This is a genomic window from Yersinia massiliensis CCUG 53443, assembly GCF_000312485.1.
In the GTDB taxonomy this organism is placed as follows: domain Bacteria; phylum Pseudomonadota; class Gammaproteobacteria; order Enterobacterales; family Enterobacteriaceae; genus Yersinia; species Yersinia massiliensis.
Genome location: NZ_HE997644.1, coordinates 127607 through 153209, shown reverse-complemented (window position 1 = coordinate 153209; position 25603 = coordinate 127607). Strand labels below are relative to the sequence as shown.

Sequence of the window (25603 nt, the reverse complement as noted above, 5' to 3'; positions counted from 1 at the left end):
CAGCATATGAGCCAAAATACGCTGAAAGTTAACGAGTTGCATGAAGATGCTGATTTTGATGAAAACAGTACGGAAACTGAAATTTTCGATGAAAAAGCATTAGTAGAAGATGAACCTACTGAAAGCGAGTTAGCGGAAGATGAGCTGTTGGCGCAAGGCGTTACCCAGCGAGTGCTGGATGCGACACAGCTCTACCTTGGTGAGATTGGTTATTCGCCGCTGTTAACGGCAGAAGAAGAGGTTTATTTTGCCCGGCGTGCATTGCGCGGAGATGTGCCTTCACGTCGGCGTATGATTGAAAGTAACTTACGGCTAGTGGTGAAAATCGCTCGTCGTTACAGTAATCGCGGCTTAGCGCTGCTGGATCTAATTGAAGAGGGTAACCTCGGGTTGATCCGTGCGGTCGAAAAGTTTGATCCTGAACGCGGTTTCCGTTTCTCCACTTATGCCACATGGTGGATTCGTCAAACGATTGAACGGGCCATTATGAACCAAACCCGAACCATTCGTTTACCTATCCATATCGTCAAAGAATTAAACGTTTATTTGCGTACCGCACGAGAACTTTCTCATAAATTGGATCATGAACCGAGTGCTGAAGAGATTGCTGAGCAACTCGACAAACCGGTCGATGATGTGAGCCGTATGTTACGCCTCAACGAACGTATCACTTCTGTTGATACGCCTTTGGGCGGCGACTCAGAGAAAGCCTTGTTGGATATTCTGTCTGACGAAAATGAAAACGGTCCGGAAGATACAACGCAAGATGATGATATGAAACAAAGTATCGTCAAATGGCTGTTTGAATTGAATGCAAAACAGCGCGAAGTATTGGCCCGTCGTTTTGGTCTGTTGGGGTATGAAGCTGCAACGTTAGAAGACGTTGGCCGTGAGATTGGCTTAACACGTGAACGTGTTCGCCAGATTCAGGTAGAAGGCTTACGCCGCCTGCGGGAAATTTTGCAGACTCAAGGTTTGAGCATTGAGGCATTATTCCGCGAATAAACCGACCCACCTTATTTCAGGTTGCCGGCGCATTATTTGTGTCACAGCAAAATGGATGAGTGAGGGTACAGAGTGATTCTGATAAAACACAAAAACGGTGAACAGATGTTCACCGTTTTTTTATGGGCGCTATACCATGTTTTTCAGGCGGTAAATCCACTCCAATGCCTGACGTGGTGATAGAGAATCTGGATCCAATGATTCTAATGCTTCAACCGCCGGAGGTGTTTCTTCATTAAGCAGTGTCAGTTGCGAGCCATCAATGTTGCTGGCAGCAGCATGATTGGAAAGTGACTCCAACTCTTTAAGTTTCTGCCGCGCTCGCTTAATCACATCTCGCGGTACGCCAGCCAAGGCCGCAACAGCCAAACCATAACTTTTACTGGCTGCGCCATCTTGCACGCTGTGCATAAAGGCGATCGTTTCCCCGTGCTCCAGCGCATCCAAGTGCACATTGACCACACCTTCCATTTTTTCCGGGAGGGTTGTCAGCTCAAAGTAATGGGTAGCAAACAGCGTCATCGCCTTAATGCGACTGGCCAGATTCTCTGCGCAAGCCCAAGCGAGTGATAAGCCATCATAGGTCGACGTACCGCGACCAATTTCATCCATCAGCACTAAACTTTGCTCGGTCGCGTTATGCAGGATATTGGCGGTTTCGGTCATTTCGACCATGAAGGTCGAGCGGCCCGATGCCAGATCGTCTGCTGCACCCACGCGGGTAAAGATACGGTCGACTGGACCGATAATCGCCTGATCCGCAGGGACAAAGCTCCCCATGTGTGCTAACAGCACAATCAGGGCAGTTTGGCGCATATAGGTACTTTTACCGCCCATATTAGGCCCAGTAATGATGAGCATGCGCCGTTGCGGTGATAAGGTCAGCGGGTTAGCAATAAAAGGTTCACTCAGCACCTGCTCAACGACTGGATGACGGCCAGCGGTAATTTTAATCCCCGGTTTATCGCTCAGGCTTGGGCAACTGTAGTTGAGTGTTTCTGCTCTTTCCGCCAGATTAGACAGCACATCCAATTCAGCCAATGCATTGGCGCTGATTTGTAATTCAGACAGATGCGGTAGCAACAGATCGAAAATCTCTTCGTAGAGTCCTTTTTCTATCGCCAGCGCTTTGCCTTTCGAGGTCAGAACTTTGTCTTCATACTCTTTAAGTTCCGGAATAATGTAGCGTTCAGCATTCTTTAGCGTTTGTCTGCGGACATAATGAATGGGAACCAGATGGCTCTGGCCACGGCTAACTTGGATGTAATAACCATGGACCCCATTAAAGCCGACTTTTAGCGTATCCAACCCCAACTTTTCGCGTTCGCGAATTTCCAGTCGATCCAGATAATCGGTCGCACCATCGGCCAACGCTCGCCATTCGTCCAACTCGGCATTGTAGCCAGGGGCAATAACGCCGCCATCGCGGACTAATACCGGCGGCGTTTCCACAATCGCGCGTTCCAGCAGGTCTTGTAATTCGTCAAACTGACCGACTTGTGAGAGCAGGTTTTGCACGTGAGGGACATTGACCGGTTGCAGTAAACGATGGATCTCAGGTAATTGTTGGAAAGCGTGGCGCATACGGGCCAAGTCCCTTGGGCGGGCAGTACGCAAGGCTAAACGTGCCAGAATACGCTCTAAGTCGCCGACTTGGCGCAACGGAGTTTGTAGCTCATCGGTCAGTTCTTGCAAGCCACCAATGGCCTGCTGACGATTGTTCAGTACCTTGATATCGCGGATGGGCATATGCAGCCAGCGTTTCAGCATCCGGCTCCCCATGGCCGTCACGCTGCAATCAAGAATTGCCGCCAGCGTATTTTCGGTGCCACCGGATAAATTGAGTGTCAGTTCGAGATTACGACGAGTGGCGGCATCCATCACGATGCCATCTTGCTGGCGCTCCATGGTCAAACCACGGATATGCGGCAGGGAGGTACGCTGCGTATCTTTGACATATTGCAGCAGGCAGCCAGCGGCGCGTAATGCCTGATGGGCTTGCTCAACACCGAAACCAATTAAGTCGCGAGTGCCAAATTGCAGGTTAAGCTGCTGCTTAGCCGTTTCCAGCTCAAATTCCCACATGGGGCGACGACGTAAGCCATGTCGATGCTCTATCAACGACATTTGCTCGAAATTTTCTGGGTATAAAAGCTCGGCAGGATTGGTGCGTTGTAGCTCGGCGGCCATCGTTTCCATATCGGCAGGTTCTGCCACGCGAAAGCGACCAGAGCTAATATCTAAGGTTGCGTAACCAAAACCGCGGGCATCCTGCCAAATTGCGGCAAGCAGATTATCTTGGCGTTCTTGCAGTAAAGCCTCATCACTGACTGTACCGGGTGTCACGATCCGCACGACTTTACGCTCAACCGGCCCTTTGCTGGTAGCTGGATCACCTATTTGTTCGCAAATAGCCGCTGATTCACCTAACTGGACCAATTTCGCCAGATAGTTTTCAATCGAATGATAAGGAACACCGGCCATCGGAATAGGTTCACCGGCGGATGCACCCCGTTTGGTCAGTGAGATCTCCAACAATTGTGATGCACGCTTTGCATCGCTGTAAAACAGCTCATAAAAATCCCCCATCCGGTAGAACAGCAGTATGTCAGGATGCTGGGCTTTAAGCCGAAGGTACTGCTGCATCATTGGGGTGTGGGAATCTACATTTACATTGTCAGTCATAGACTTAATCTTTTATTCCATTGAATTTAAAGTAAATTGTGATTTTCGAGGTTCTCGTTAGATATCACTTGTCATCCAAAGACATAAGATGAGGAAGTCGACAGACAAGAATAAGGCTGCTATCGATGAAAATCGAGGCTTACATGTTAAGGGGGATGCTAAGGGGATCAAGCTCTTTTTCCAGCCTGTTAATAAAAACGTCATCAAAAGCTGTTACTACATTACCTTGCTAATTTATAGGGTTATTAGGGATGATCCAAAATGCTAGGAAAAACAGCAGTATCTGCGCTGTGTAGCGCAGTCATTTTTTATCTGGGATCGGCCAATGCGGCTGAGACAAGAATTATCAACGCAACAGAGCTTATCTCCGGATTCAGCCAGCTTAACAGTCATACCGCGGGGCAACAGGCTCTGGCTGAAAACCTCAACACTTCAATCGCTATCAACAACAATGCCTCTGAGGCTCAACGCGCCAGAGCCATTGCAGACAATACGATCTCGGCGCTTATCGGTTCAATGAGTAATGGCCTGCTGGTGGCTGACGCACTAGGGCCAAAGATGAGTGAAATCTTCTCCACGCACAACGCTGTTAACGCGGCAACCTATACTGCGACGACGTTTTCTCAAAATTTCGTCGCCCTGTTCTCACAGGTTAATGCGCTGATTCAGGCTGATTCCAGCTTCGCCAAAAACTATTATGCGAATGGCAGCGCCAACGGAAACCCTGCGCTACCCGCAACTGGGATCGCGCTACCCGCAGACGGCGTCTATAACGTCTACGATCTGGCTTATAACCCGCTAGAAGAAAACCGCAATGCCGTCGGCAACTCGCGCCCCGTTCAGGTTGCGCCTGACAGGATCATCAGTTTCAGTGCTCCCGACTTTTTTGGAGTAGAGACTGACAGCGCGGTGGCCATCCTACCAACCGTGAAAGGTAATGCATCTTTCCCTAGCGGCCACTCGGCTTTCGGCTTTGCCAGCACCCTGTTGTTTGCAGAAATGGTGCCAGAGCGTTTCCAAGAGTTTCTGTTGCGGGGCTCTGAATATGGCAATAGCCGTATCACGTTGGGCGTCCACTATGCGTTAGACGTTATCGGCGCACGTATCATGACCACCTACGCTCTGGCGCAGATACTTAACAATAACCCCGATTATCTGGGGCAAAACATTTCAAGCATGCTGGGCTCGCCGATGGTTACGACCAACGACTTTCAGGCGTTGACGTTGGCCGCGCAGACGGATCTGCGCACCATGCTGGAGCAAGGATGCCAGACGACCATTGCCGAATGCGCAGCAATAGACAAAGCGGCACGTTTAAGTGAAGCGGCGAGCAACAAAGCCGATTACCTCTACAGGCTGACTTACGGCTTGTCTCCCGTTGGTCCGACGGATCTCGCCCCGGTAGTACCGGTAGGTGCCGAGGTGCTGATTGCCACCCGTTTCCCGTACCTGAACGCAGAGCAACGGCGTGAAGTTCTCGCGACCACGGAAATAGAATCTGGGCATGCGCTCGACAACGGTTCAGGCTGGGCACGTCTCAATCTCTATGCCGCTGCCGACGGTTATGGCGCGTTTAACGGCAATGTCTCGGTTACGATGGAGGCCAGCCAAGGTGGTTTCAGTGCCTATGACACCTGGGGCAATGATATCGCTGGGAACGGTGATTTCGTCAAAAAGGGGTCAGGCATCCTTGAGCTGACGGGTAACAATAGCTTCTCTGGTACAACGACGGTTGCCGGTGGAGCCTTAATCATCAACGGTTATCACGGGTATTCTTCCGTGATGGTCGATGAAGGGGCCATGTTGGGTGGTTCCGGCACGGTTGGCACATTGACCGCACGCTCCGGTGCCGTGATCGCTCCTGGCAACTCGATAGGTATCTTGCATGTCGCGAATGACGTTACCTTTCAACCTGGGGCTCTCTATAGGGTGGAAATCGCCGCAGATGGCCGCAGCGATCTTATTCAGAGCGCAGGGGCCGCAGTGTTAAACGGCGGTGAGGTGGCTATCTCATTGGAGAATAGCGGTAACCTGCTTAGCCAGAACGAAGTACCGAGTTTATTGGGCAAACAGTACACCATTCTGACGGCGCAACAGGGCATCCACGGGGATTTTGATAGCGTACAGTCTGATTATCTGTTCTTGGGCACCGGTTTATCCTATCAACCCAACCAGATCGTCCTGAATGTGGGGCGCAACGCGACGGCCTTCAGCGATATTGCACAAACGCCAAACGAGCAGGCACTCGCAGCGGCGGCAGATACTCTGAGCGCTGGCAACCCAGTCTACGAAAGCATCCTGACCAGCAGCACTCCTTGGGAAGCCCGACAGGCGTTTCGGCAATTATCAGGGCAAATTCATGCTGATATCGCCTCTGCTCAGATCAACGAAAGCCGTTATCTACGTGACACGTTGAACGAACGTCTGCGCCAAGAAGAAGGGCTGACTCGTTCATCCGGCATCAAGGCAAACGAAGGCGGAGCTTGGGCACAACTGTTAGGCGCATGGGATCGTGCCGCTGGGGATATCAACGCCACGGGCTATCAGGCATCAACTTACGGGATCCTGCTAGGGCTGGACTCAACGCTCGCCGAAAACGGGCAGCTCGGTATCTCCACCGGCTATACCCGCACGTCGCTGGACGGGGGATATGGCTCCAACGCCGACAGCGATAATTACCACCTAGGGATCTATGGCGGCAAGCAGTTTGGCAATCTGGCGCTACGTGCTGGCAGTGCTTACACCTGGCACCGTATTGATACCTCTCGCAGCGTCAACTATGGTGCGCAATCCGATAGCCTTGTCGCCAAATACAGCGCCCGCACCCAGCAAGTGTTTGCCGAAGTTGGCTATGGTTTAAAAGCGGCGGAAGTCAATCTCGAGCCCTTCGCTAATCTGACCTATGTCAATTTCCAAAATAACGGTCTTGCTGAAAATGGCGGTGCGGCGGCGTTACGGGGAGATAGGCAGCATACCGACGCCACGCTCTCAACGCTGGGGCTGCGTGCCGACACCCAATGGCAGGCGGTAACGCTGCGTGGCGAACTGGGCTGGCAGCACCAATATGGGGAGCTGGCGCGAGATACCGGTTTGATGTTCAGCGGCAGCCACTCGACATTTGTGGTCAACAGCGTACCGGCATCACGCGATGGTGCCGTATTGAAAGCCAGCATGGAAGTTGCAGTTAGTAAGGATGCTGTGCTGTCGTTAGGCTATGGCGGATTAGTCTCGCAAAACCATCAGGATAACCGCGTCAACGCGGGCTTTACCTGGCACTTCTGATCGTGCTGGCTTTTCCCTCTCCTCAACCGGAGGGGGAAAAGGTGACTCCCAAAATCACACGGCTGAGTGAATCAATACGGCTTTTATCAACGTTGATAGGGAGGGGGGCCCGTTACAGGTTGTCTCGCTTTTAAATCTACCCAATATTAATATTTAATTTCCTGCTAAAAGCTATTTTTCTAGGCGAGTATATTTCTACATAATGGCGCGCTAAATTTTATTTTTTCTCATGTGAATTATCGATTTAACTAAATAATCCATACGAATTTACGCCACGTCCTACACGTGTAGTCCAATTCTCTCGTGAAAATAATCCTTAGCCTATATTTAATTTATCTGAGGGTAAGTATTATTTATTCATCAGCTAATACCTGATGGTTAAATATAATCTCAATCGTATTAATATATATTAATGAAGGATTTTTTAATGAAAAGAATTATCGCCCTTGCGCCTGTTGCTTTAATTATGGGTCTTACTGGTAACGTCCAAGCTGCAACTCAGGCTGACGTCCAACTGCAAGGGACTATTGTAGACACGACTTGCGAAGTGACTGCAAATAATGGTGCTGCAACTCTAAACGTGGGTTCGTTCTCTAAAACAGCATTTGACGCAGCTAAAAAACAAATCGGTCAAGAACCCCTGACCGTTAGTCTGACAAACTGCAGCGAAGAAGAAGCGGGTGCTCTGCAGGTGACTGGCGTTGTGGGTACTGAAAACAACATGTTCTTGAGCGATACCGCTAAGAGCGCTGGTTTCATGCTGAAGCAGTCAGACAATACCACTCAGGTAACGAATAACACTAGCATTCCAGTTGTTGCTGATGAAAACGGCGCGCTGACCTATACCTTCACTGCGGGTATGGCTGTAATGGATACAGCAAACATCGAACCAGGTGCCTACACTGCGCCAATCAAGATCTCTTACGTTAATAACTAATCGTAAGATATTCTTAGTTCGACATTAATAGTCAGAAATGAATAGTCAGAAAAGAGAGGGGCTTTTCCACCTCTCTTTTTCATTAAGCAGATAGAGAATATTATGAAGTGTTATTGCAAGTTAGGCATTATTTTAAGCCTGAGTTTGTTTTTAATCCAACCGGCAATGGCCAGTATTGGCATTGGCGCATCACGTATTATTTTTGCCGAAAGCGACAGCAGTCAAAGTATTAACATTAATAACCGTTCGCAGAATCAACCTTATCTTATTAATGTTGGTATTTCAGAAAGTCTATCAGCGAAACCAACGAACAGCGTTTTTATGTCGACACCTGCGTTATTTCGTATTGAACCTGATTCGATGAATAAAGTTCGAATTTTGAAAAAATCAAATGCTTTGCCTAAAGATAAAGAGTCGGTCTTTTATTTGAATATTATGGCAATTCCAACCGGTAAAACGGGCCATGACAGTAATGACGACAAGGTTGGTGGCACTCTCCAAGTCGCGACGGGGAACACGTTAAAACTATTCTATCGCCCAGATGGTTTAGCCATCACTCACAAAGAGGCGATGGGGAAATTACAGTTTTCCAAAGAAGGTCAGGGCATTAAGGTTTCGAACCCAACGCCTTATTTTATTTCACTGAACAAACTGCAGATTGATGGCAGTAAAGTCAAACTCGATGTCATTAAAGGCACCAGTATGATTGCGCCTTTTGCCTCCAATACCTATCCGGTTTCTGCTGGAAAGGGAAAAGCCGAATGGGCAGCCATTAATGATTATGGTGGGGTAGAGAAATTCAGTGGCACCGTAAATTAGAGAGATTGAATCAAGTAACTAACTGATTTTATTTTGAGTAAAAGCCATTTTGGCCGTGCTGCTGCACTGCCGTGATGATCCATTGCTCACGATAGAAACGGCCAGCGCAAAAAGCACGTTCGCCTTTATTTTTCCCTAACGCTTTCAACAGACAGACACGATGAAAAATCACAACACTTTATCAGGGCAAACCCTTGCCTTGAGGGCTTCGCTTTGCCTGTGCCTGCTGGCGATGGCAACCCAAGTAACAGCAACGGATGTGCAGTTTACCGCGACGTTTCAGGCACCAACCTGTCAGGTCTCAGCACCTCCGGTTATTGATTTCGGCACTGTGCAGTCATCTGACATCAAAAATGGAGGCAGCGAGGAAAAGCCGCTGACGATCACCCTCTCGCAATGTGCTGGGTTTATTGGCGCAGTACAGAAACCAGGTGTGAAAGTTTCAGGTGCGGGAAACACGGCGAGCGGCGACTTTTTATTCCTGCAACCCGCCTCTTCTCAGGTGGTGAATTACGGCGTGCGCATTGTGACCTCTCAGGGTGACGTGGTGGATAACAACACCTTCCTGCCAGCAGTGATTGACGGCTCCGGCTTTGACGGGGGCAGCGCCAGTATTCCCCTGCAAGCTGCACTTTCTTGTGGCAACAAATGCAAGGATGCCGCCACCAAAGGCGGAAAGCTGAATGCCAGTATCACCTTCGATTTTGCTTATCAGTAAGAGGTTTCCTTTGCGTTCTATTCAACTATTTTTACGCTGGGGCCTGTTTGTCAGCGGGATCATGATGGTGCTCATTCAAGGCGCGGCCGCCGCTGACGGCGGGGTCAGTCTGAGCCGCACACGTGTCATTTTCCAGTCAACAGACAGCGTGCAAACGCTGACGATACAAAATCACGGCTCGCGACCTTATTTGGTGCAGTCTGCGGTGGTGGTTTCGCCGCAAGGGCGTGAAGCAGCCCCGTTTCTTACCACGCCCCCTCTGTTCCGGCTGGAAGAAAACAGCAAAAACACCCTGCGCATTCTGCATAAGGACGATGCTGCCCTGCCTGCTGATCGTGAGTCAGTATTTTATTTTACCGCGATCGCCGTGCCCGCCATGACGCAACCGAAAGAGTCGGAAGACGCCTCGCTATCGGCACGTATTGCCGTGGGTATTCAGAACACGATCAAGCTGTTTTATCGCCCTGTAGGGCTATCGATGAAGGTGGAAGAAGCACAAGGGCGCTTAACGTTTCATCTTCAGGACGGAAAGGTTCAAGTACAAAACCCGACGCCTTATTACCTGACGTTCTCGCGTCTTGCATTTGATGGCAATGAAGTTGCGGTGCGTGATATCGCGCCGATGATTGCGCCTTTTTCGCAGGTCAGCTATCCGGTAACGGGCCACGTTAAGCAGGCACAGTGGACGGTGATTAATGATTATGGCGGCAACAGTCCGTTGTTCATATCAGACGTGCTGAACGGGGGGAAATCATGAGGTTTTCTCTGAAGCTGCCTTTACTTATCGCCGCGCTCACGTTGCCGTGTTTTGCCGCCGCAGAGCAACCGTCGGGCCTTTCGATCAATCAGTTTCGGGTTGTGTATCCGGCCTCGCAAACCAAGGGCATAACGTGGTCACTGACGAATAACACCGATCGGGCGTATCTGATGCAGTCATGGGTACGGCCGATGGACTTCGCGACCGGCCTGCCCGCAGCAGAAGCCGATAATAAAGGGCCAACGGATGCGATTCCGCTGCTGGTCACGCCGCCATTAAAGCGAGTGGATCCAGGTGAACAATTCACACTGCTGATTCGCCTCACAAAAATGTCATTGCCGCAGGACCGAGAGTCCGTCTTTTACCTTTCGGTAAAAGGGATCCCCTCCACGCCGGATAAAGCCAGCCAGACCGGCGGGCAACTGGTGCTCGCGGTGGTGAACAACATGAAGTTGTTTTATCGCCCTGAAGGATTACCTGAGGGCGGTGTGGCAACAGCATCTAAGCAGCTCCGTTTCAGCTTACAAAACAATGAGCTAGTGGCCGAAAACCCGACGCCTTTTTATATCAATTTTAGCCAGCTGTCTGTGGGGGGAAAAGCACTCCCTGCTGGTGCCTTGCGCAGACTTGTTCCGCCTAAAGGTCAACAGCGTTATCCCCTCGTGAGTGATATGCGAGGGGAAGTGGAATGGCAAGTTATCGCCGAAAATAGTCAGTTGATGCCGTTACAACGTCAGGCGCTGTAGGGCTCGGGAAAGAGAATAATGAATCGTAGAGTAGGGATGATCTTGAGTCAGAAATTGACTTCCTGTTTAAGAACAAATGACCGCGCCTTACCGCGCAACACACTGGCGTTACTGGTCTTAATGAGTTGCCAGAACACTTGGGCTGAGGATTACTTCGAGCCTGAATTACTTTCGCTGGGGGCGGGGGGAACTGAAGTCGATCTCTCTGCATTTTCCCATGCTGGTGGGGTGGGGGAAGGTCGCTATCTGGTCACCATATTTGTGAACCAGCACGAAGCAGTATCCCGTGACCTGATGTTTGGCAAAAATACACACGGCAACATTGCGCCAGAGCTGACGCCAGAATTACTCAACGCACTCGGCGTTAACGTTGACCAGTTGCCCGCGTTTAAGGATTTACCGAAAGATAAGCCAGTGGATGATTTGCCCGCCCTTATCCCAGAATCCACGGTGAAATTCGACTTATCGCGCTTGCGTCTGGATATCAGTATTCCGCAGGTGGCGATGCAGCCAGGCAGAGACAGCCAGTTTGATCCTACTCAGTGGGACGATGGGATCCCTGCAATGTTGTTTAACTACAACCTGAGTGCCGGACGTAACGAACAGACAATCAATAGCGAACAAAATACGACTAATAACGTTTTTGCCAACGTACAAGCGGGGGCGAATGCGGGGGCGTGGCGTCTGCGCAGTACCATGACGCACAGCCATTCTGATTCCAATAATAATGGCAGTAGCGACAGTACGAATTTCTCCAGTACCTACTTGTCGCGCGATATCCGCAGTTGGCGTTCGCGCCTGACGATGGGCGAAGCCAATACCGGAAGCGACGTGCTGGACGGTGTGCCGTTCCTCGGTGTGCAGTTGAGTTCGTCAGAACAAATGATGCCGGCACGTTTGCGCGGTTTTGCCCCGCAGATCAATGGCGTGGCTAACAGTAATGCGCGTGTCACTGTGCGCCAGAATGGCTATGTGGTGTATGAGACTTACGTGGCGCCTGGCCCATTTGAAATCAAAGATCTCTTTCAGGCAGGCATGTCCGGTGACCTCGATGTGTCGGTCACAGAAGCTGATGGCAGTGTCCGTACTTTTGTGGTGCCCTATTCCTCCCTGCCAGTGATGCTGCGTCCGGGGGCCATGAAATATGAGGTCACGGCGGGCCGCTATGACGGCGGGACCACGCAAGGCTCGCGCGAGTCTGAATTTGTGCTGGCCACGCTGATTTATGGCTTACCGAAAAACCTGACACTGTATGGCGGCGCATTGGCTTCACAAAACTACAGTGCGTTGAGTATGGGTTCCGGTATTTCAATGGGTGATTTTGGCGCCATGTCCGTTGATGGAACCTTCTCCAGCACGAAGTTTGAAGATGAAGAACGTCAGGCTGGCGGTTCATGGCGCATGCGTTATTCCAAAAGTATGTTGACGACAGGAACGTCAATGGATCTGACTGCGCTGCGTTATTCCACCCGAAATTATTACAGTTTTGCGGAATACAACAGTATGGGTTATGCCCAGCGGGAAGATGTTTCACCTTGGACGTTGAGCCGCCGCCGCAGTAGTTTCCAGACTCAGGTCACCCAACAATTGGGTGGCTATGGTTCGGTGAGTCTGCGTGCCAACCGTGATAATTATTGGGGGTCAACGAAAACCCTGACCAGCCTTTCGGCAGGTTATAACGGCAGCTATCACAGTGTGAGTTATGGGCTTTACTACACAATTGATCGGATGAAAGACAATGGTAACTGGCCGGAAAATCGCCAGATTTCATTCAACCTAAACGTGCCGTTCAGCATATTTAGTCACTCGTCTGCGTTGCAAAATACTTTCGCGAGCAGCCAGGTTACCCATAACAACCAAGGACGAACCCAGAACCAAGCGGGTATTTCTGGTAGCGACCGAGACGGTGCGCTTTCTTACCGCGTGATGCAAGGGTGGGGCAACCAAGGACAGGCCAGTAACAGCAACCTCAATCTGGGCTATCAAGGCAGTAAAGGCAATATTGCTGCGGGTTACGGCTACTCGAATGACATGCGTTCGATGAACGTCAACATGAGCGGTGGGGCGGTTGTCCATGCTGAAGGCATAACGCTGTCACGCACATTAGGCAGTTCAGTGGCGCTGGTGAGTGCGCCGGGAGCCGGAGGTGTCAGCCTTTCCAACGGCGGTGGGAAGATTGATTCGCGCGGTTTCGGTGTGGTGCCTTACCTGTCGGATTACACACGTAACAGCATTGGCCTTGACCCTAGCACATTGCCGGACGGTGTCGATTTGCCGCAGAACCAGCAGACAGTCTACCCGACCAATGGCGCAGTGGTGAAAACGAAATTCGCGACGCGTATTGGTTATCAAGTATTGATTAATTTGACTCGTGCGGGTGGGACCGGTGTGGTGCCGTTCGGGGCGACTGCCTCATTACTGGATAACGCCAGCGGTGAAGAAATCAGCAGTATTGTCGGTGATGACGGACAGGTTTATCTGACCGGTTTGCCGCAAAAGAGCCAACTGTCTGTGTCGTGGGGTAAGGGCGAGGATAAACAGTGTCACGTCAATTACAACCTTAACGGGCTAGAACCAACGCCGCAGATGCCGGTTATCCAGTTGAATGGCGAATGTCGCTGATAAAAGGTCGCTTAACGCTGCGCGGCTTTGCTTAAGAATAGTGTTTTCATAGGAATCAATATGTCTGATTTAAACCACATCATCACGCAGCCTGATACTGGCAATGTGATTGGACGCACCTCTCAATTGCTGTCTCATTTTTTCGTGAAAGCCACTCGCAGGCACTGGCTCAAGTGGGTTGTTGCTTTCGTATTGATGCCGTGGCATATGGCCTCAGCGCTGGTTATCACGGATGGTTATAACAGACTGGGGACTTGGACACCGTCTATCGTTGGAACGGCGTATGGTCCTTATAATGGCAACACAGCGTTAAGTTATAGCTGGGGCTGGAAATTATCAGCTTGGCAGACAACACCTACTGACGCAAATGGTGCAACGTGCGGCATTGCTGGTCTGCCATATACCACGATAGACGGATGGTCCGGATACCAGATTCAGCCGGGCGTACTCATCATCCTGACGGGAAGCCTGAGCGCAACGGCAATCACAGGTACGCCGAGCCCTACCGCGAATGTTATCACCGATAACTATTCCGCAACTTGGAACAATAAAGGGGCAATAGCAGCTAGCTGGTTGACGCCTGGATCACCGACACATTGTGCTGCCATTCAGCGCCCGATAAGCGGTAACTTCTACAGTTTGGATGGTTCAATGACCTCGATGAATGTGACCTACGGGGTATATGTCTCCCCATCGGCTGCCGCGGGGGCGCTTCCCATAACGTATCTCCAACTTCATAAAACCAGCGGCGCCAACAAGCAGTCACTACTGTCTTTCAGCGGTCTGACGATCGCCAGAACGGAATGTTCGATGAATACAGCCAACCTCGTTCCATTTGGTGACGTGACACCCGCTCAGGCAACAGATGGGAAGGGGATTGCCGTGCAGTCTTCGCTGAGTGTGAGCTGTACTAATGAAGGCGGTGCTACCTCGGCTATCACTTATTCAGTCACGCCGAAAACGCAGGCTGGAAGTCAATACACTCTGCCGCTGTTGTCGACAGTAGGGGGAAGTATTGCAGGGGATATTCGTGGCTTTATTGGCGCAAATGCCACTACTGACGCAGGATGCACAGACAAGGCGTCCTCTTTACGCATGGATAAAACGAAAGTTGCCCTCCGAACAGTGACGTCAACACAGTCATGGTCTGATCCGCTGGTATGGGTCTTGTGCCCGCGTGAAACCGCTGAACCCGGCCCCGCCACCGCAACAGCCACCCTTGATGTGAATTGGTAATAAAAAAGGCGGGCTGCATAATAGCAACCCGCCTTTTTCGATGGCAATACTGCCCGCTCGTCGCAATATAAAGACTCTGCTAATCAGCTTAAATCGACATTCTTACTGCCAAACAGCCAAGTCAGAACGAACCCAGCAATATAAGAGATAATAATACCGGCGACATAAACCAGCATGCCCGCAAAGATGCCTTTCGCCGATGTCATCAGAGGAATCGAGACCAAACCAGAAGGGCCGAAAACCGTATTAAGCCCTATTGGTAACCCCATCCAAGCCACCAGACCGATAAAGAATCCCCCGACTGCGCCACCCAAGCAGGCAGTTACAAACGGCTTCAAGCGTGGCAACGTCACCCCATAAATCAGTGGCTCGCCGATCCCCAGTAGACCTGGGAAAATGGCCCCTTTGATCTGAGTACGCAACAGCGAACCTTTGGGCGAGCGAGCGAACAGCGCCAGCGATGCCCCGACTTGGCCAGCACCTGCCATCGCCAAAATCGGGAACAGCGAGTTAAAGCCTTGCGCATCCATTAACGCGAAATACACCGGTACAAACCCCTGATGAATACCGAAAACCACGCTAATCAGGAATAACCCAGCCAGTATGGCGGTACCGAACGGGTTGCCATTAAGGTGCATAAATAGCCATGACATTCCCTTAAACAGCTCGCCACCCACCGGCATAATCACCACAAAAGTAATCGCACCGGTGATCAGCAGGGTAATCGTCGACGTTAGGATCATATCCAAGTTATCAGGGATCACCCGACGCACCTGCCGTTCAATCCATGCGCCCAGAATACAGGCCAGCAGCACGCCAATAATGTTGCCACGTGGATCGATAACCATGCCAAAGAAGTCGCTCATCCCAGCGTAATAGCCAACAGTGCCTTCTGGCACATAGCGTAAAATAAACAGCGACGCGATAATGGCGCCATTCACGCCAGTCCCGCCAAAGGCTTTCTGAGTGTTATAACCAATCAGAATGCTCAGGAAGGTAAACAAGCCGATGCTGAATACTTTCATGTAAGCGATCAGGCTTTTCAACCAAACGGCTGGCGTCACGCCATCAACGACCAGCGTTTGCTGCATTAGCGTCGCAAACCCGAGTAATAGCCCTGCGGCAATAAAACCGGGGATCAGCGGAGTGAAAATAGTGGCGAACTTGGTGAGAAAATTATGCACCGCACTATTTTGTTTGGCTTTCATCTGCTGCTTGTTTTGGCTAGCTAACGATTGCAAATCCGCTTGCTGGTGGTTGCCCTGCGTTTGACGTGGTTGCGCGTTTAGCAGCGTGTTCATCATTTCACTGGCCGTCTGGGCTTTACCCGGGCCGAGGATGATCTGTAACTGATCGTCGCCGTTAACGACCCCTAACACGCCCGGTATTTTCTTCAGATCATCGAGCTGGATTTGCTCGCGGTCGCGCAACGTCAGCCGCAAACGGGTCATACAGTTACCACAGATAATGATATTTTCACTACCGCCGGTGAGCTGTAAAATCTGCTCTATCATGGAAACGGTTATTTTCGCCATGGCTATGCCTGTATCCCCTCTAACGCCTTACGAATAAAGCCTTTATTTTTACTCAACACCACGGCCGCCTGTTGTGCTGTCAGGCCACCGAGGATCATGACAATGGCGGTTTTACAGTGGCGTTGGCATTCATTGAGCGCGCTTTCTGCTTCTTCTGGGCTGCATTCTGTGGCTTCAACCACGATATTGACTTGGCGTTGCACCAGTTTGGCGTTGGTGGCTTCAACATCCACCATCAGATTGCTGTACACCTTGCCGCTGCGGATCATGGCACCCGTGGTGATCATATTAAGGATCAGTTTTTGCGCCGTCCCTGCTTTCATGCGTGATGAACCAGTGACGACTTCAGGACCCACCACGGGCTCAATGGCAATATCGGCGGCCTTGCTCATTTCGCTGTTCTGATTACAAGAGATAGCGGCGACCGTTGCACCGACACTGCGTGCGTAAGCCATTGCGCCTAAAACATAAGGTGTGCGGCCGCTCGCGGCGATCCCCACCAATACGTCACGGGAGTTGAATTCGAGATTACGTAAATCTTGTTTCCCCATTTCAGGGTTGTCTTCTGCGTTCTCAACCGCCAGCAGAATCGCGGTATGTCCACCCGCAATCAGGCCGATAACCTGCTCACGAGGCGTGCCGTAGGTTGGTGGGCACTCGCTTGCATCCAGAATGCCCAGCCGCCCAGACGTACCAGCACCGCAATAAATTAATCTGCCGCCGTTGGCGAAAGCCTCAACGACCAAATCCACTAATTTGGCGACCTCTGGCAGTGTGGCCTCCACCGCTAAGGGGACTTTTTTATCCTCCGCGTTGATCACCGCAAGCATTTCCAGTGTTGGCAGCATATCAATCTGAGAACTGGCCGGATTGCGGCTTTCGGTCACCATCTTGCTTAAATTAATCTTCATTGGGGCTTCCATTTGATTAGGTTTTCGGCGATGTTAAGGAATTATTTATTCTTAAAGTGTGATTATTATCACAGCAAATCTATTCTGATTCTCTGTTTGATGAGGAATAAACATCGAATAAAAAGATAAAATAAAAAAATATTTTCAATACTTTCATGCAAATAGGTTAATGGAATGAAAGGCGTCATGAGTGGAATAATCTATTACAAATAACGGAGGTATTTTTGATGTCAGTGTTAAATGAGATCGCTTGGTTGCTACCTGAACTCGCTGAAAGCCAGCAAAAAATTGCTAAATTCATTCTGGATAATCCTGAGGCTATTCTAAGCATGTCCTCTTCCCGCTTTGCTGAAGACGCTGGGGTGAGTCAATCTGCTGTTATCAAGTTTAGCCAGAAGATTGGTATGAAGGGCTTCCCCGCGCTCAAGATTGTCATCAGTGAAGAACTGGGCAGAAACAACCAATTTAAAACCTACCCGCACAAGGCGTTGCATAACGCTATCTCATCTGAAGATTCGCTGATGGTGATGGCGCAAAAGCTGGCACATGAAAAAACGGCCGCGATCATTGATACCACCAAAAAAATAAACTTCGCAGTATTTCAGCAGGTTGTGGATATTATCAATCATGCTCAACGGGTACAGATTGTCGGCATTTGGGGGTCTGGATTAACAGCAAAAGACCTGAGTTACAAACTGCAAAAGATAGGTATTCTCTGCTTAGCGGAAGCCGACCTTCATGTTCAGTTAGCCACTGCTCAAGCCCTGACGCCGAAAGATGTGCAGATCGTGTTGTCGTTCAGCGGCAAGCGCAAAGAAATGCGGATGGCCAGTACCATGGCAAAAGCGCAGGGAGCGACGGTCATCGCCATCACGGGTAACAAGGAAACACCTTTGGCTAAACTTGCTGATTTTGTGCTGGAAAGTATTTCTGATGAAAATGAATGGCGTAGCTCTTCGATATCATCACGAACGGCGCAGAATACCCTGACTGATCTCATTTTCTTAGCGCTATTGCAACGACGAAAAGAAATCGCCAAACCACTGGTCCTTAACGCCAGTATGACCATCAACAATCTGGACGATTAACTCAAACCGAGGCTGGTTCTCGCAAAAAAACGCAAACAAACCGTATGCGGGTGCCCACATTATTGCCGTAAATTCCTCTTCTTCGGCCACGATGCGACGCTTTTTTACGGGGCCAGTGACCTGAGCAGTCAAATTAATATTCCATGATAAACGCCCTAAAAGCTAAAGGGGCAATATTGTTATTGATTATATAATAGGACTATTCTTGCAAATTGAAATGCCACAAAAATAATTAAAGAAATATATTCCAAAAATTAATTCGCTATTCCTGATGAATCCCCTTGAAGTAACCAGTTTGCAGCCAAAAAATCTTGAATGGAAAATAAACATTATTCCATTGATAACCAAAAACACGAATCGACCACCTGTGATAATTGTCACTTTATTACTCATTTTGGAATGTACAATCGCTGGGAAATTGACACCATGGAGCTATTCATGAAAAAAATAATATCTGCCGTTTTTTTATTCAGTACTGGAAGTTATGCTGCCACTATTTCAGATTCACAATTGAAGGAAATGTGGCAGTCGCCAAAAACCGCCGCCGAAACATTAATAAATCAAATGAGTTTTGAGGAAAAACTCGGACAGATGTTGATGGTCGATATTCGCTCTTGGGATGAAAGTAACACTGAAAATAAGACGCCATTTATCACGATAAATGACAACGTCAGTAAAATGATTAAAGATTACTCTCTGGGTTCGGTGATTCTGTTTCGTGAAAATTTAATTGATACGCCGCAGACAGTGGAATTAATTAATCATATTCAGAATGCACGCAATAATTTACCATTATTTATTAGTACCGATCAGGAAGGGGGATATGTCACCCGTTTACGTGTCGGGACTGAAATGCCGGGGAATATGGCCTTAGGGGCGACAGGATCGCCGGAGTTGGCTAAACAAGCTGGGACAATTCATGGCTATGAATTAACGAGTCTTGGTTTTAACTTTAACTTTGGCCCCGTGGTGGATGTTAACAATAACCAAAACAACCCTGTTATCGGTGTTCGTTCTTATTCCGATGATCCGATTTTGGTCGGTAAATTGGCTCGTAGCTACATTGAGGGTATTCAGCAATATCCGGTACTGACCTCGTTAAAACATTTTCCTGGGCATGGCAACGTGAGTTCAGATACCCATTTTGCGCTGCCTAGCATCAATATTGACAAGGCAGCCTGGTCGCAGATTGAGCTTAAACCCTTCCTTGAAGTGATGCCGGATAGCGATGCCATCATGACTGCTCATGTGGTCGTTCCCGCGCTTGATGATGCTAAGTTGACCAACACGAAAGGAGAGCAAATCGGTACTCCGGCCACGTTATCGAAGCCTATTCTGACGGACCTTTTGCGCCACCAGTTAAAGTTTGAGGGCCTCATCCTGACTGATGCCATGGACATGGGGGCCATCACCGGTAATTTTGATCGCCAGTGGTCTATCAAACAAGCGATCCTCGCCGGTAATGATATTGTCTTGATGCCATTGGCGATTAAGGACAAGGGCAGTATCGAGCAACTCGGCGAACTGTATCGCTATCTGAAAACTGAAGCAGGCAAAGATGCGGTGCTTAAGCAACGTATTGAGGAGTCAGCACAACGCGTTATCTATACCAAACTGAATAAACAGCTTTCTCCAGCACCGCATGATGCCGCCAAGGCACAAACTATCGTCGCATCTAAGGCACATAAAGATTTGGAAAATGCGATTTCCGAGCAGGCCATTACGCTGATTAAAAACGATCAAGTACTGCCTTATCGTCTTAAACAACAGAATGAGATGATAGTATTTTCCGATGAAGGACCACGTAACGAGCTTATTAGTAAGCATTTGAATGATATTGCCAACGAGCTAAAGGTTTCATTAAACGTTAAGCATCAGATAATCAAGTTAGGTCTGGATACGCTAACGACAGAAGAGATTGAAAAACAAATTGAAGGTCAGCAATTCATTATTCTTGCAACTTATAATCTCAAAGAAAATCCAATGAATGCTCAGCGGATTATAGATGTTGCTAATAATAAAAAGATTCCGCTAGTGGTCATATCCACGCGCAACCCCTATGACATCGCTTATTTATCTGGCGTGAAAGCAAATATCGCTATTTATGGTATTACGGGTTTTGATGTGACGAATAATGTCCGCAATAGTCTGGAAACTAATATTCGTAGTGGCTTAAGAACGCTATTCCAAGGGCCAGCAGGTAAACAAGATATTCTCGCTAAACCTCAAGGGAAACTCCCCGTCGATATTAAAACACCTGATGCTAATAAAGTGCTTTATCCGCGCGGTTATGGATTAACAATATTATAAAATAATGGAAAATAAAAAATGAATCGTTTGACAGGGTTAGTGATCCTCAGTGCTATAGCGATGTCTGCGCCTGTAATGGCAGATGAGTCTTCAACCGATTACGATCAGGAAATCTTAAAACTGAACCAACGTATTTTAGCGATGGAAAAAGAAAAAAAGAAGCTCAGGCAAAGCTCGAGAAAAAAGTCTGGAACTTTGATACTTATATTGGCGTTGAGCAAGAAATAGACAGTGATGATAACTGGAAATTTATGAAAGGGAGCATGGCGACTTCGCCTTATCTCGGTGCTTTTATTTATCAGAATGATTCGCTGTGGCTCTATGATGTGCAATTTTTGAAAACCTATTTGGACAATATGCAAGAGTACGATCGTACTCGCTGGCAGGCGGGGGTCACGAGAACATTCCCCTTCACGCTGGATGGGAAAAGCGGCAATACGAAATTGCGCATAGGCTATCGTAATGACAACTGGCATTATCCGTCGATAAACAACCCCGCGCTGGCTGTTCCAGAATATCAAGGTGATGTGCGCAAAGGCGAAGAGCGGCACGAATTCTGGATCCGTCCACAGGCTTACTATAAGTATTCCGACAGTGTGAGCTTTAATGCCAGTCTCTCTTTCCGCTTGATCGACCGTAAACTGGATTACGCGCGGGCAAAAGGAGAATATGGCGTCTACAAGCGTGACTGGAGCCAAATCAACGAGCATTTTGCGGGTGCCAACTTCACGTTTGATAAAAAGAATTCGTTGTGGCTGAACTACTTGTATATCGACGAGCAACTGGTCAATACGCTTTATAACAAGGAACATTTCCTGTGGGGGATCTACCGCTACAAGTTCGATAATGGTGTCATGCTCATGCCGTACACCCGTCTGGCGTTGACCAAAGGAACACAAAGTTTCCGCGACTCGCGTAACAATGAAACCCTGTTTAAGGAGAAGAATCGTAGCCGCTACGGATTCCAGGCGATCTATCCCTTTACCAAACAAACGTCGTTATTCGTCGATACCTATTATCGGCCAGAGCAGACTTGGATAAATGGGCATAAAACCAGCAACAACTTCTGGTTCTGGGCAGCGGAGTTGCGGCATAACTTCTAAGGCCTCTTCCCACGGGCAAATTCATCCATGATAAGAGAGAAACAAGGCATGAGACACTTCCTGCTGACTTTACTATTTTTGTGTTCTGCGTGTGTTATCAGCATTGGTTCTGCCAATGCGGTACAAAGTATGGTTTTGGGCGTTGATCGGGAAGATATTTACGGACCGCTGCTCAAAAACAAGCGTGTTGGCTTGATGGTCAATCAAAGTTCTATCAATAAAGATGGCCGTCACACCATTGATAAATTGCTTTCTGAGCAAGACAAGTTTGGCTTTACCGTCACGACATTATTTTCGGTTGAACATGGGATCCGCGGTAAGGCCGATGCGGGCTTGGGCGATGATAACCACCTTGATAAGCAAAGTGGCTTGCCGATCATCTCTCTCTATGGGCGAGATGAAGATGGTCGGGCGCGCGCTCATCCCACTGAAGCGCAGTTAGCCAATGTCGATGTGGTGATCTATGACTTGCAGGATGTTGGTGTACGTTATTTTACCTATACCCTCTCCCTGCACCACATGCTGGAAAGCCTGCAAGCCAGCCAGAAGAAGTTGATGGTGTTCGATCGGCCTAACCCGTTGGGGAATCATGTCTATGGGCCAATACTGGAAGAAAAGAACATGTCGGGAATCGGCATGCATCCTATTCCGATGGTTCATGGCCTGACTTCGGGCGAGTTCGCTCGCATGATCGTGGGTGAGGGCTGGTTGACACATTTTGATGACAGCAGTTGGCAGGCATTTGGTATCCCCGCCTACCAGTTACCGCCACAAGACTTAGTGGTTATCAGCATGGCAAATTATACCCATGATATGCCTTATTCGCTGCCGGTTCGGCCGTCACCAAACCTGCGCAGTGATCTGGCGATCCAACTCTATCCTTCTCTGGGGTTGTTTGAAGCCACTAGTGTCAATATGGGCAGAGGTTCAGATCACCCGTTTGAGCAATTAGGTTTTCCTTCGCGCCAGTTCTATGTCAATACCTGCTATCAGGTCGACATTAATCAGCAGAAAACCGGTTGGCCTCATGCGGGCAAACAGGTTTGCGGCGAAAATCTTTCTGAGACCGATATCAGTCAGATTAAGCCAACGGTGCGTTACTTTGTCGATTGGTGGTTCAAGTTTAAGGCTGCGGGCTACCCGATGGTGATCCCTGCTGCACAAGAAGCGAAATATCTGGACTATCAGGAAGCCTTCTTTTTGCTACGCCCGCTCTGGTTAGCCAAACTCACTGGTGCGAGCAATCTCGTGACATTGATGAATGAAGCAAGCGAGAGAAAACTTTCCGTTGATGAAACCGTCAGTTTCCTTGAATCTCACTGGCAACCTGATGTGGAGCGTTACTTACAACTCCATGAGAAGTACAAAATTTACCCATAAGAAAATGCAGTCTCTTTGACTTTTGAGGTGATCGCCTAGGCTTTCACCTCTTTTTTTGCTTGTTAAAGCGCAGGAAAGGCCATTAGGCCCAAAAAAGCGCTCGCCTAAAAGTGGGGAGCGCTGCTTAGAGAGGGTTATTTGAAGCTGGGATTATCAGGGAATAAAGCCCGCGCAGTTAGGCGCAGGTGATTCGCTTGCTCAACATCGCCCTGATAATGAGTAATCATGATAAGGCTTTGATAAACATTCGGATCATTGTGCAGTTGAATGTACTGTTTTGCCCATGCCTTAAATTGCGTCAGTAACTCAGGGTCTTGGCGCTGGTTGAATTGCAGTAACAGATTGATATGCCGTATGTACTGATATCTTTCCCATTGTATGTAAGGATTTATCAGGTCATCTAATGGTCGCATATCCACTAAGCCACTTCTTTCTGTCATGGTCAGTACGCGACCCGTTTTTAATCCCGTCACCATAAAGATCAATGTGCATAGCGCCGCGAAAATGATCGCACCGTTCAACCCACGTTGCCATAGTGTTGATGCTGATGCTGATGCTGATGCTGATGCTGATGCTGATGCTGTCAGTAGCGTTTCCGGCATCATCAGCCGGCCAAGGAGAATAAGGACCAACCAATGGGCCGCAGATTGGTAAAGAGGATATTCGGTCATCAGATGCAACGCGATCGGCAACGTGAGGACCCAGATTGGAAACACGGTTTTGGGCTGCATCAATAAGGGTTTTACATAGCCGATAGCGAGTAACAACATCCCAATCAGTGCTGCGATACCCCCTTCCACCCAGCCAAACAGGACTTCATTATGGGGATGTGAAGGATAAATAAAGTTGTCGGGTACTTGCCCTGCTTGCGCAAGCGTGCGAGCAAAAGCAAACTCAAACTGACCGTAGCCCCAACCTAGCCACGGGTGTTGCGATATCATGTGCCAAGTGTAATGCAGTAACAGCCTGCGCTCTCGGTTGCTGCCTTCTTTGAGGACGAGTGCACTGTCACTCCACTGGCTCAACACATAAACAGCGGCCAGCACGCTCGCGAGACTGAATAACCATAACCCAAGGATTTGCCGCTGACGCCAGTAATAGAAAGAAAGTAGTAGTAAGGTTGAAATCCCCCCAACCCAGCCGATCCGTGATTGGAGCAGCACCAATAAACCAGGGAACACTAAAAGCGTCAGGGTACTGATACCGCGGACCACTCGCTTATTTGAAACCATGAACAGGTAAACTGCGCAGGCATAACCCGTTGCCAGATAACTGGCCAGCACATTCACTTGTTGAAAAATGCCATAAGGGCGTTGTGTAGGATCGAACTCCATCCAGTTGTCAGCAGTAAAAACAAACCATTGCAGTAGGGTCAATACGGCCTGTCCCCAAGTGGATAAGAGGATCAGCATTAGCCACATTTGTCGTGTTTCTGCGTTCAGCCTCAGCCTACATAGCCCAAAGAACAGGATTATCCCGCCCCATAGACCCAGAATACGCGGCAACCAAGCACCAATATGCCGTAATGACTCAGGCCAGAGTCCAGGGATACTGATCATCAGTGCACCCGATAGCAGCCATAAACTACTGGGTGAGCTGAAGGTATGGTTTGCCTCAGACTGAGGCCAATAGAGTGTCATCGTAAGGATCGCCATCATCGCCCAGATGAGGATATTGGCTGGCAGATGAAGTCCGGCTCCGCCTCGATTGATTTCATAGTGCATCATAGCCAGAAAGGTAACGGCAATCATCGCCATTATCATTGCGTTCATTTTTTGCGCAGGCAAATTGAATCTTATCATGGTGGTTGACTTAAATTTCATATATATCAGATGGTTGGGTTCTATTTGTATACGCGATTTTTGGATTAATGGTGATGAGCCAGAAACGAGTCACATCGCTGGAACTTAATCGCCGTCCTCATATTTATTTGTCTGCTGGGTGAGCAATAAACCAGCGTAATGAATTTAGGACCTTAGTTTCTGACATCTTTGCTCTGTCCTCATCAACCAATTTCATCAGGACTAGCCTTGCAGTATAAATATCCAATTCAGCTTTATCAGCCAACTCTCTGGTTTTTGGCCAACTGTCCACAGGGGGGATTGACTCGCTAAACTGTTTTTTTAAGAAAAGACATCTTTCTTCCAAAATACTCATGACTTCTTCTTTGCGTTGATTTTTAGCTTTCATCTTTTTTCCTCATATAATCTAAATTAAGAATGTCTCATTTTTTATTTCTAATATTCCCTTGTTTGCTTGTGTATTTCCCACCTTGGTGTAGGTCATTTCCTACAAACTAAAAAGATGTTTCCTACGGTAAGCATAATGGCATCTGATTTATTTTATATTTTTTTTGTTATTCTTTTTTTAATAGGCTAAATGGCACTATTAAAATAATGGTTTTACAAGATTTAAAACCAGATAAATAGCATTATCTCTAACATCGGTAAATATGGTGATTTATTTCAC

General features: G+C 48.7%; 17 protein-coding genes and 1 pseudogene. 13 read left to right on the top strand and 5 right to left on the bottom strand.

Features of this window, described 5'->3' with window-relative positions; translation table 11 throughout:
- The first annotated feature begins 6 nt into the window (after positions 1-6).
- On the top strand, positions 7-1005 hold the full coding sequence (rpoS, locus tag BN68_RS09775; RefSeq protein ID WP_019210991.1) for an RNA polymerase sigma factor RpoS: 999 nt from the start codon (positions 7-9) through the stop codon (positions 1003-1005).
- 129 nt (positions 1006-1134) lie between these two features.
- Here the strand turns inward: rpoS and mutS are convergent, their stop codons facing one another.
- Complete coding sequence (gene mutS / locus BN68_RS09770; RefSeq protein WP_019210990.1) at positions 1135-3690, bottom strand: DNA mismatch repair protein MutS; 2556 nt, start codon at positions 3688-3690, stop codon at positions 1135-1137.
- 261 nt (positions 3691-3951) lie between these two features.
- Between mutS and BN68_RS23650 the strand changes: the two genes are divergently transcribed.
- From BN68_RS23650 to BN68_RS09725, 8 genes are all read left to right on the top strand, one after another.
- Positions 3952-6972, top strand: coding sequence for an autotransporter outer membrane beta-barrel domain-containing protein (locus BN68_RS23650; RefSeq protein WP_019210988.1), 3021 nt, complete (start codon positions 3952-3954; stop codon positions 6970-6972).
- A gap of 427 nt (positions 6973-7399) precedes the next feature.
- A complete protein-coding gene (locus BN68_RS09755; protein WP_019210987.1) occupies positions 7400-7909 on the top strand; it encodes a fimbrial protein in 510 nt (169 codons plus the stop codon).
- 102 nt (positions 7910-8011) lie between these two features.
- Positions 8012-8728: a fimbrial biogenesis chaperone gene (locus BN68_RS09750; RefSeq protein ID WP_019210986.1), complete on the top strand. Its 717-nt coding sequence runs from the start codon at positions 8012-8014 to the stop codon at positions 8726-8728.
- Positions 8729-8888: 160 nt separating this feature from the next.
- Positions 8889-9446, top strand: a complete 558-nt coding sequence (locus tag BN68_RS09745; protein WP_080995214.1) for a fimbrial protein — start codon at positions 8889-8891, stop codon at positions 9444-9446.
- A 10-nt stretch (positions 9447-9456) separates the two neighbouring features.
- Positions 9457-10203: a fimbrial biogenesis chaperone gene (locus BN68_RS09740; protein ID WP_019210983.1), complete on the top strand. Its 747-nt coding sequence runs from the start codon at positions 9457-9459 to the stop codon at positions 10201-10203.
- Positions 10200-10949 carry a fimbrial biogenesis chaperone gene (locus BN68_RS09735; RefSeq protein WP_019210982.1) on the top strand — a complete coding sequence of 250 codons (750 nt, stop codon included), beginning with the start codon at positions 10200-10202 and terminating at the stop codon, positions 10947-10949. Before BN68_RS09740 ends, BN68_RS09735 begins: the two co-directional genes overlap by 4 nt.
- A gap of 18 nt (positions 10950-10967) precedes the next feature.
- Complete coding sequence (locus BN68_RS09730; protein WP_231294031.1) at positions 10968-13571, top strand: fimbria/pilus outer membrane usher protein; 2604 nt, start codon at positions 10968-10970, stop codon at positions 13569-13571.
- Positions 13572-13631: 60 nt separating this feature from the next.
- The gene (locus BN68_RS09725; RefSeq protein ID WP_019210980.1) at positions 13632-14807 is read left to right on the top strand and encodes a hypothetical protein; all 1176 of its coding nucleotides are present in this window, start codon (positions 13632-13634) and stop codon (positions 14805-14807) included.
- Positions 14808-14890: 83 nt separating this feature from the next.
- On the opposite strand, the gene murP is transcribed toward BN68_RS09725, so the two are convergent.
- Both murP and murQ read right to left on the bottom strand, forming a co-directional pair.
- Positions 14891-16342: a PTS N-acetylmuramic acid transporter subunit IIBC gene (gene murP, locus BN68_RS09720; RefSeq protein WP_019210979.1), complete on the bottom strand. Its 1452-nt coding sequence runs from the start codon at positions 16340-16342 to the stop codon at positions 14891-14893.
- A 2-nt stretch (positions 16343-16344) separates the two neighbouring features.
- Complete coding sequence (gene murQ, locus BN68_RS09715; protein ID WP_019210978.1) at positions 16345-17253, bottom strand: N-acetylmuramic acid 6-phosphate etherase; 909 nt, start codon at positions 17251-17253, stop codon at positions 16345-16347.
- A gap of 227 nt (positions 17254-17480) precedes the next feature.
- On the opposite strand from murQ, the gene BN68_RS09710 reads away from it, so the two are divergent.
- The 4 genes and pseudogenes from BN68_RS09710 to BN68_RS09695 all read left to right on the top strand — a co-directional run bounded on the left by BN68_RS09710 (position 17481) and on the right by BN68_RS09695 (position 23134).
- Positions 17481-18341, top strand: a complete 861-nt coding sequence (locus BN68_RS09710; RefSeq protein ID WP_019210977.1) for an SIS domain-containing protein — start codon at positions 17481-17483, stop codon at positions 18339-18341.
- Positions 18342-18779: 438 nt separating this feature from the next.
- The gene (locus BN68_RS09705; protein WP_042806622.1) at positions 18780-20651 is read left to right on the top strand and encodes a glycoside hydrolase family 3 protein; all 1872 of its coding nucleotides are present in this window, start codon (positions 18780-18782) and stop codon (positions 20649-20651) included.
- Positions 20652-20669: 18 nt separating this feature from the next.
- Positions 20670-21754: pseudogene (locus tag BN68_RS09700) on the top strand (hypothetical protein).
- A gap of 48 nt (positions 21755-21802) precedes the next feature.
- A complete protein-coding gene (locus BN68_RS09695) occupies positions 21803-23134 on the top strand; it encodes an exo-beta-N-acetylmuramidase NamZ family protein (RefSeq protein ID WP_019210975.1) in 1332 nt (443 codons plus the stop codon).
- Between the two features lie 134 nt (positions 23135-23268).
- Here the strand turns inward: BN68_RS09695 and BN68_RS09690 are convergent, their stop codons facing one another.
- A complete protein-coding gene (locus tag BN68_RS09690; RefSeq protein ID WP_269212173.1) occupies positions 23269-24906 on the bottom strand; it encodes a PglL family O-oligosaccharyltransferase in 1638 nt (545 codons plus the stop codon).
- 154 nt (positions 24907-25060) lie between these two features.
- The gene (locus tag BN68_RS09685; protein WP_019210973.1) at positions 25061-25324 is read right to left on the bottom strand and encodes a faeA-like family protein; all 264 of its coding nucleotides are present in this window, start codon (positions 25322-25324) and stop codon (positions 25061-25063) included.
- Positions 25325-25603 lie beyond the last annotated feature (279 nt).

Excerpts from the sequence above, each read along its gene's own strand:
- rpoS (WP_019210991.1), top strand. The coding sequence starts at position 7 with ATGAGCCAAAATACGCTGAAAGTTAACGAGTTGCATGAAGATGCTGAT.
- mutS (WP_019210990.1), bottom strand. The coding sequence starts at position 3,690 with ATGACTGACAATGTAAATGTAGATTCCCACACCCCAATGATGCAGCAG.
- BN68_RS23650 (WP_019210988.1), top strand. The coding sequence starts at position 3,952 with ATGCTAGGAAAAACAGCAGTATCTGCGCTGTGTAGCGCAGTCATTTTT.
- BN68_RS09755 (WP_019210987.1), top strand. The coding sequence starts at position 7,400 with ATGAAAAGAATTATCGCCCTTGCGCCTGTTGCTTTAATTATGGGTCTT.
- BN68_RS09750 (WP_019210986.1), top strand. The coding sequence starts at position 8,012 with ATGAAGTGTTATTGCAAGTTAGGCATTATTTTAAGCCTGAGTTTGTTT.
- BN68_RS09745 (WP_080995214.1), top strand. The coding sequence starts at position 8,889 with ATGAAAAATCACAACACTTTATCAGGGCAAACCCTTGCCTTGAGGGCT.
- BN68_RS09735 (WP_019210982.1), top strand. The coding sequence starts at position 10,200 with ATGAGGTTTTCTCTGAAGCTGCCTTTACTTATCGCCGCGCTCACGTTG.
- BN68_RS09730 (WP_231294031.1), top strand. The coding sequence starts at position 10,968 with ATGAATCGTAGAGTAGGGATGATCTTGAGTCAGAAATTGACTTCCTGT.
- BN68_RS09725 (WP_019210980.1), top strand. The coding sequence starts at position 13,632 with ATGTCTGATTTAAACCACATCATCACGCAGCCTGATACTGGCAATGTG.
- murP (WP_019210979.1), bottom strand. The coding sequence starts at position 16,342 with ATGGCGAAAATAACCGTTTCCATGATAGAGCAGATTTTACAGCTCACC.
- murQ (WP_019210978.1), bottom strand. The coding sequence starts at position 17,253 with ATGAAGATTAATTTAAGCAAGATGGTGACCGAAAGCCGCAATCCGGCC.
- BN68_RS09710 (WP_019210977.1), top strand. The coding sequence starts at position 17,481 with ATGTCAGTGTTAAATGAGATCGCTTGGTTGCTACCTGAACTCGCTGAA.
- BN68_RS09705 (WP_042806622.1), top strand. The coding sequence starts at position 18,780 with ATGAAAAAAATAATATCTGCCGTTTTTTTATTCAGTACTGGAAGTTAT.
- BN68_RS09695 (WP_019210975.1), top strand. The coding sequence starts at position 21,803 with ATGAGACACTTCCTGCTGACTTTACTATTTTTGTGTTCTGCGTGTGTT.
- BN68_RS09690 (WP_269212173.1), bottom strand. The coding sequence starts at position 24,906 with ATGAACGCAATGATAATGGCGATGATTGCCGTTACCTTTCTGGCTATG.
- BN68_RS09685 (WP_019210973.1), bottom strand. The coding sequence starts at position 25,324 with ATGAAAGCTAAAAATCAACGCAAAGAAGAAGTCATGAGTATTTTGGAA.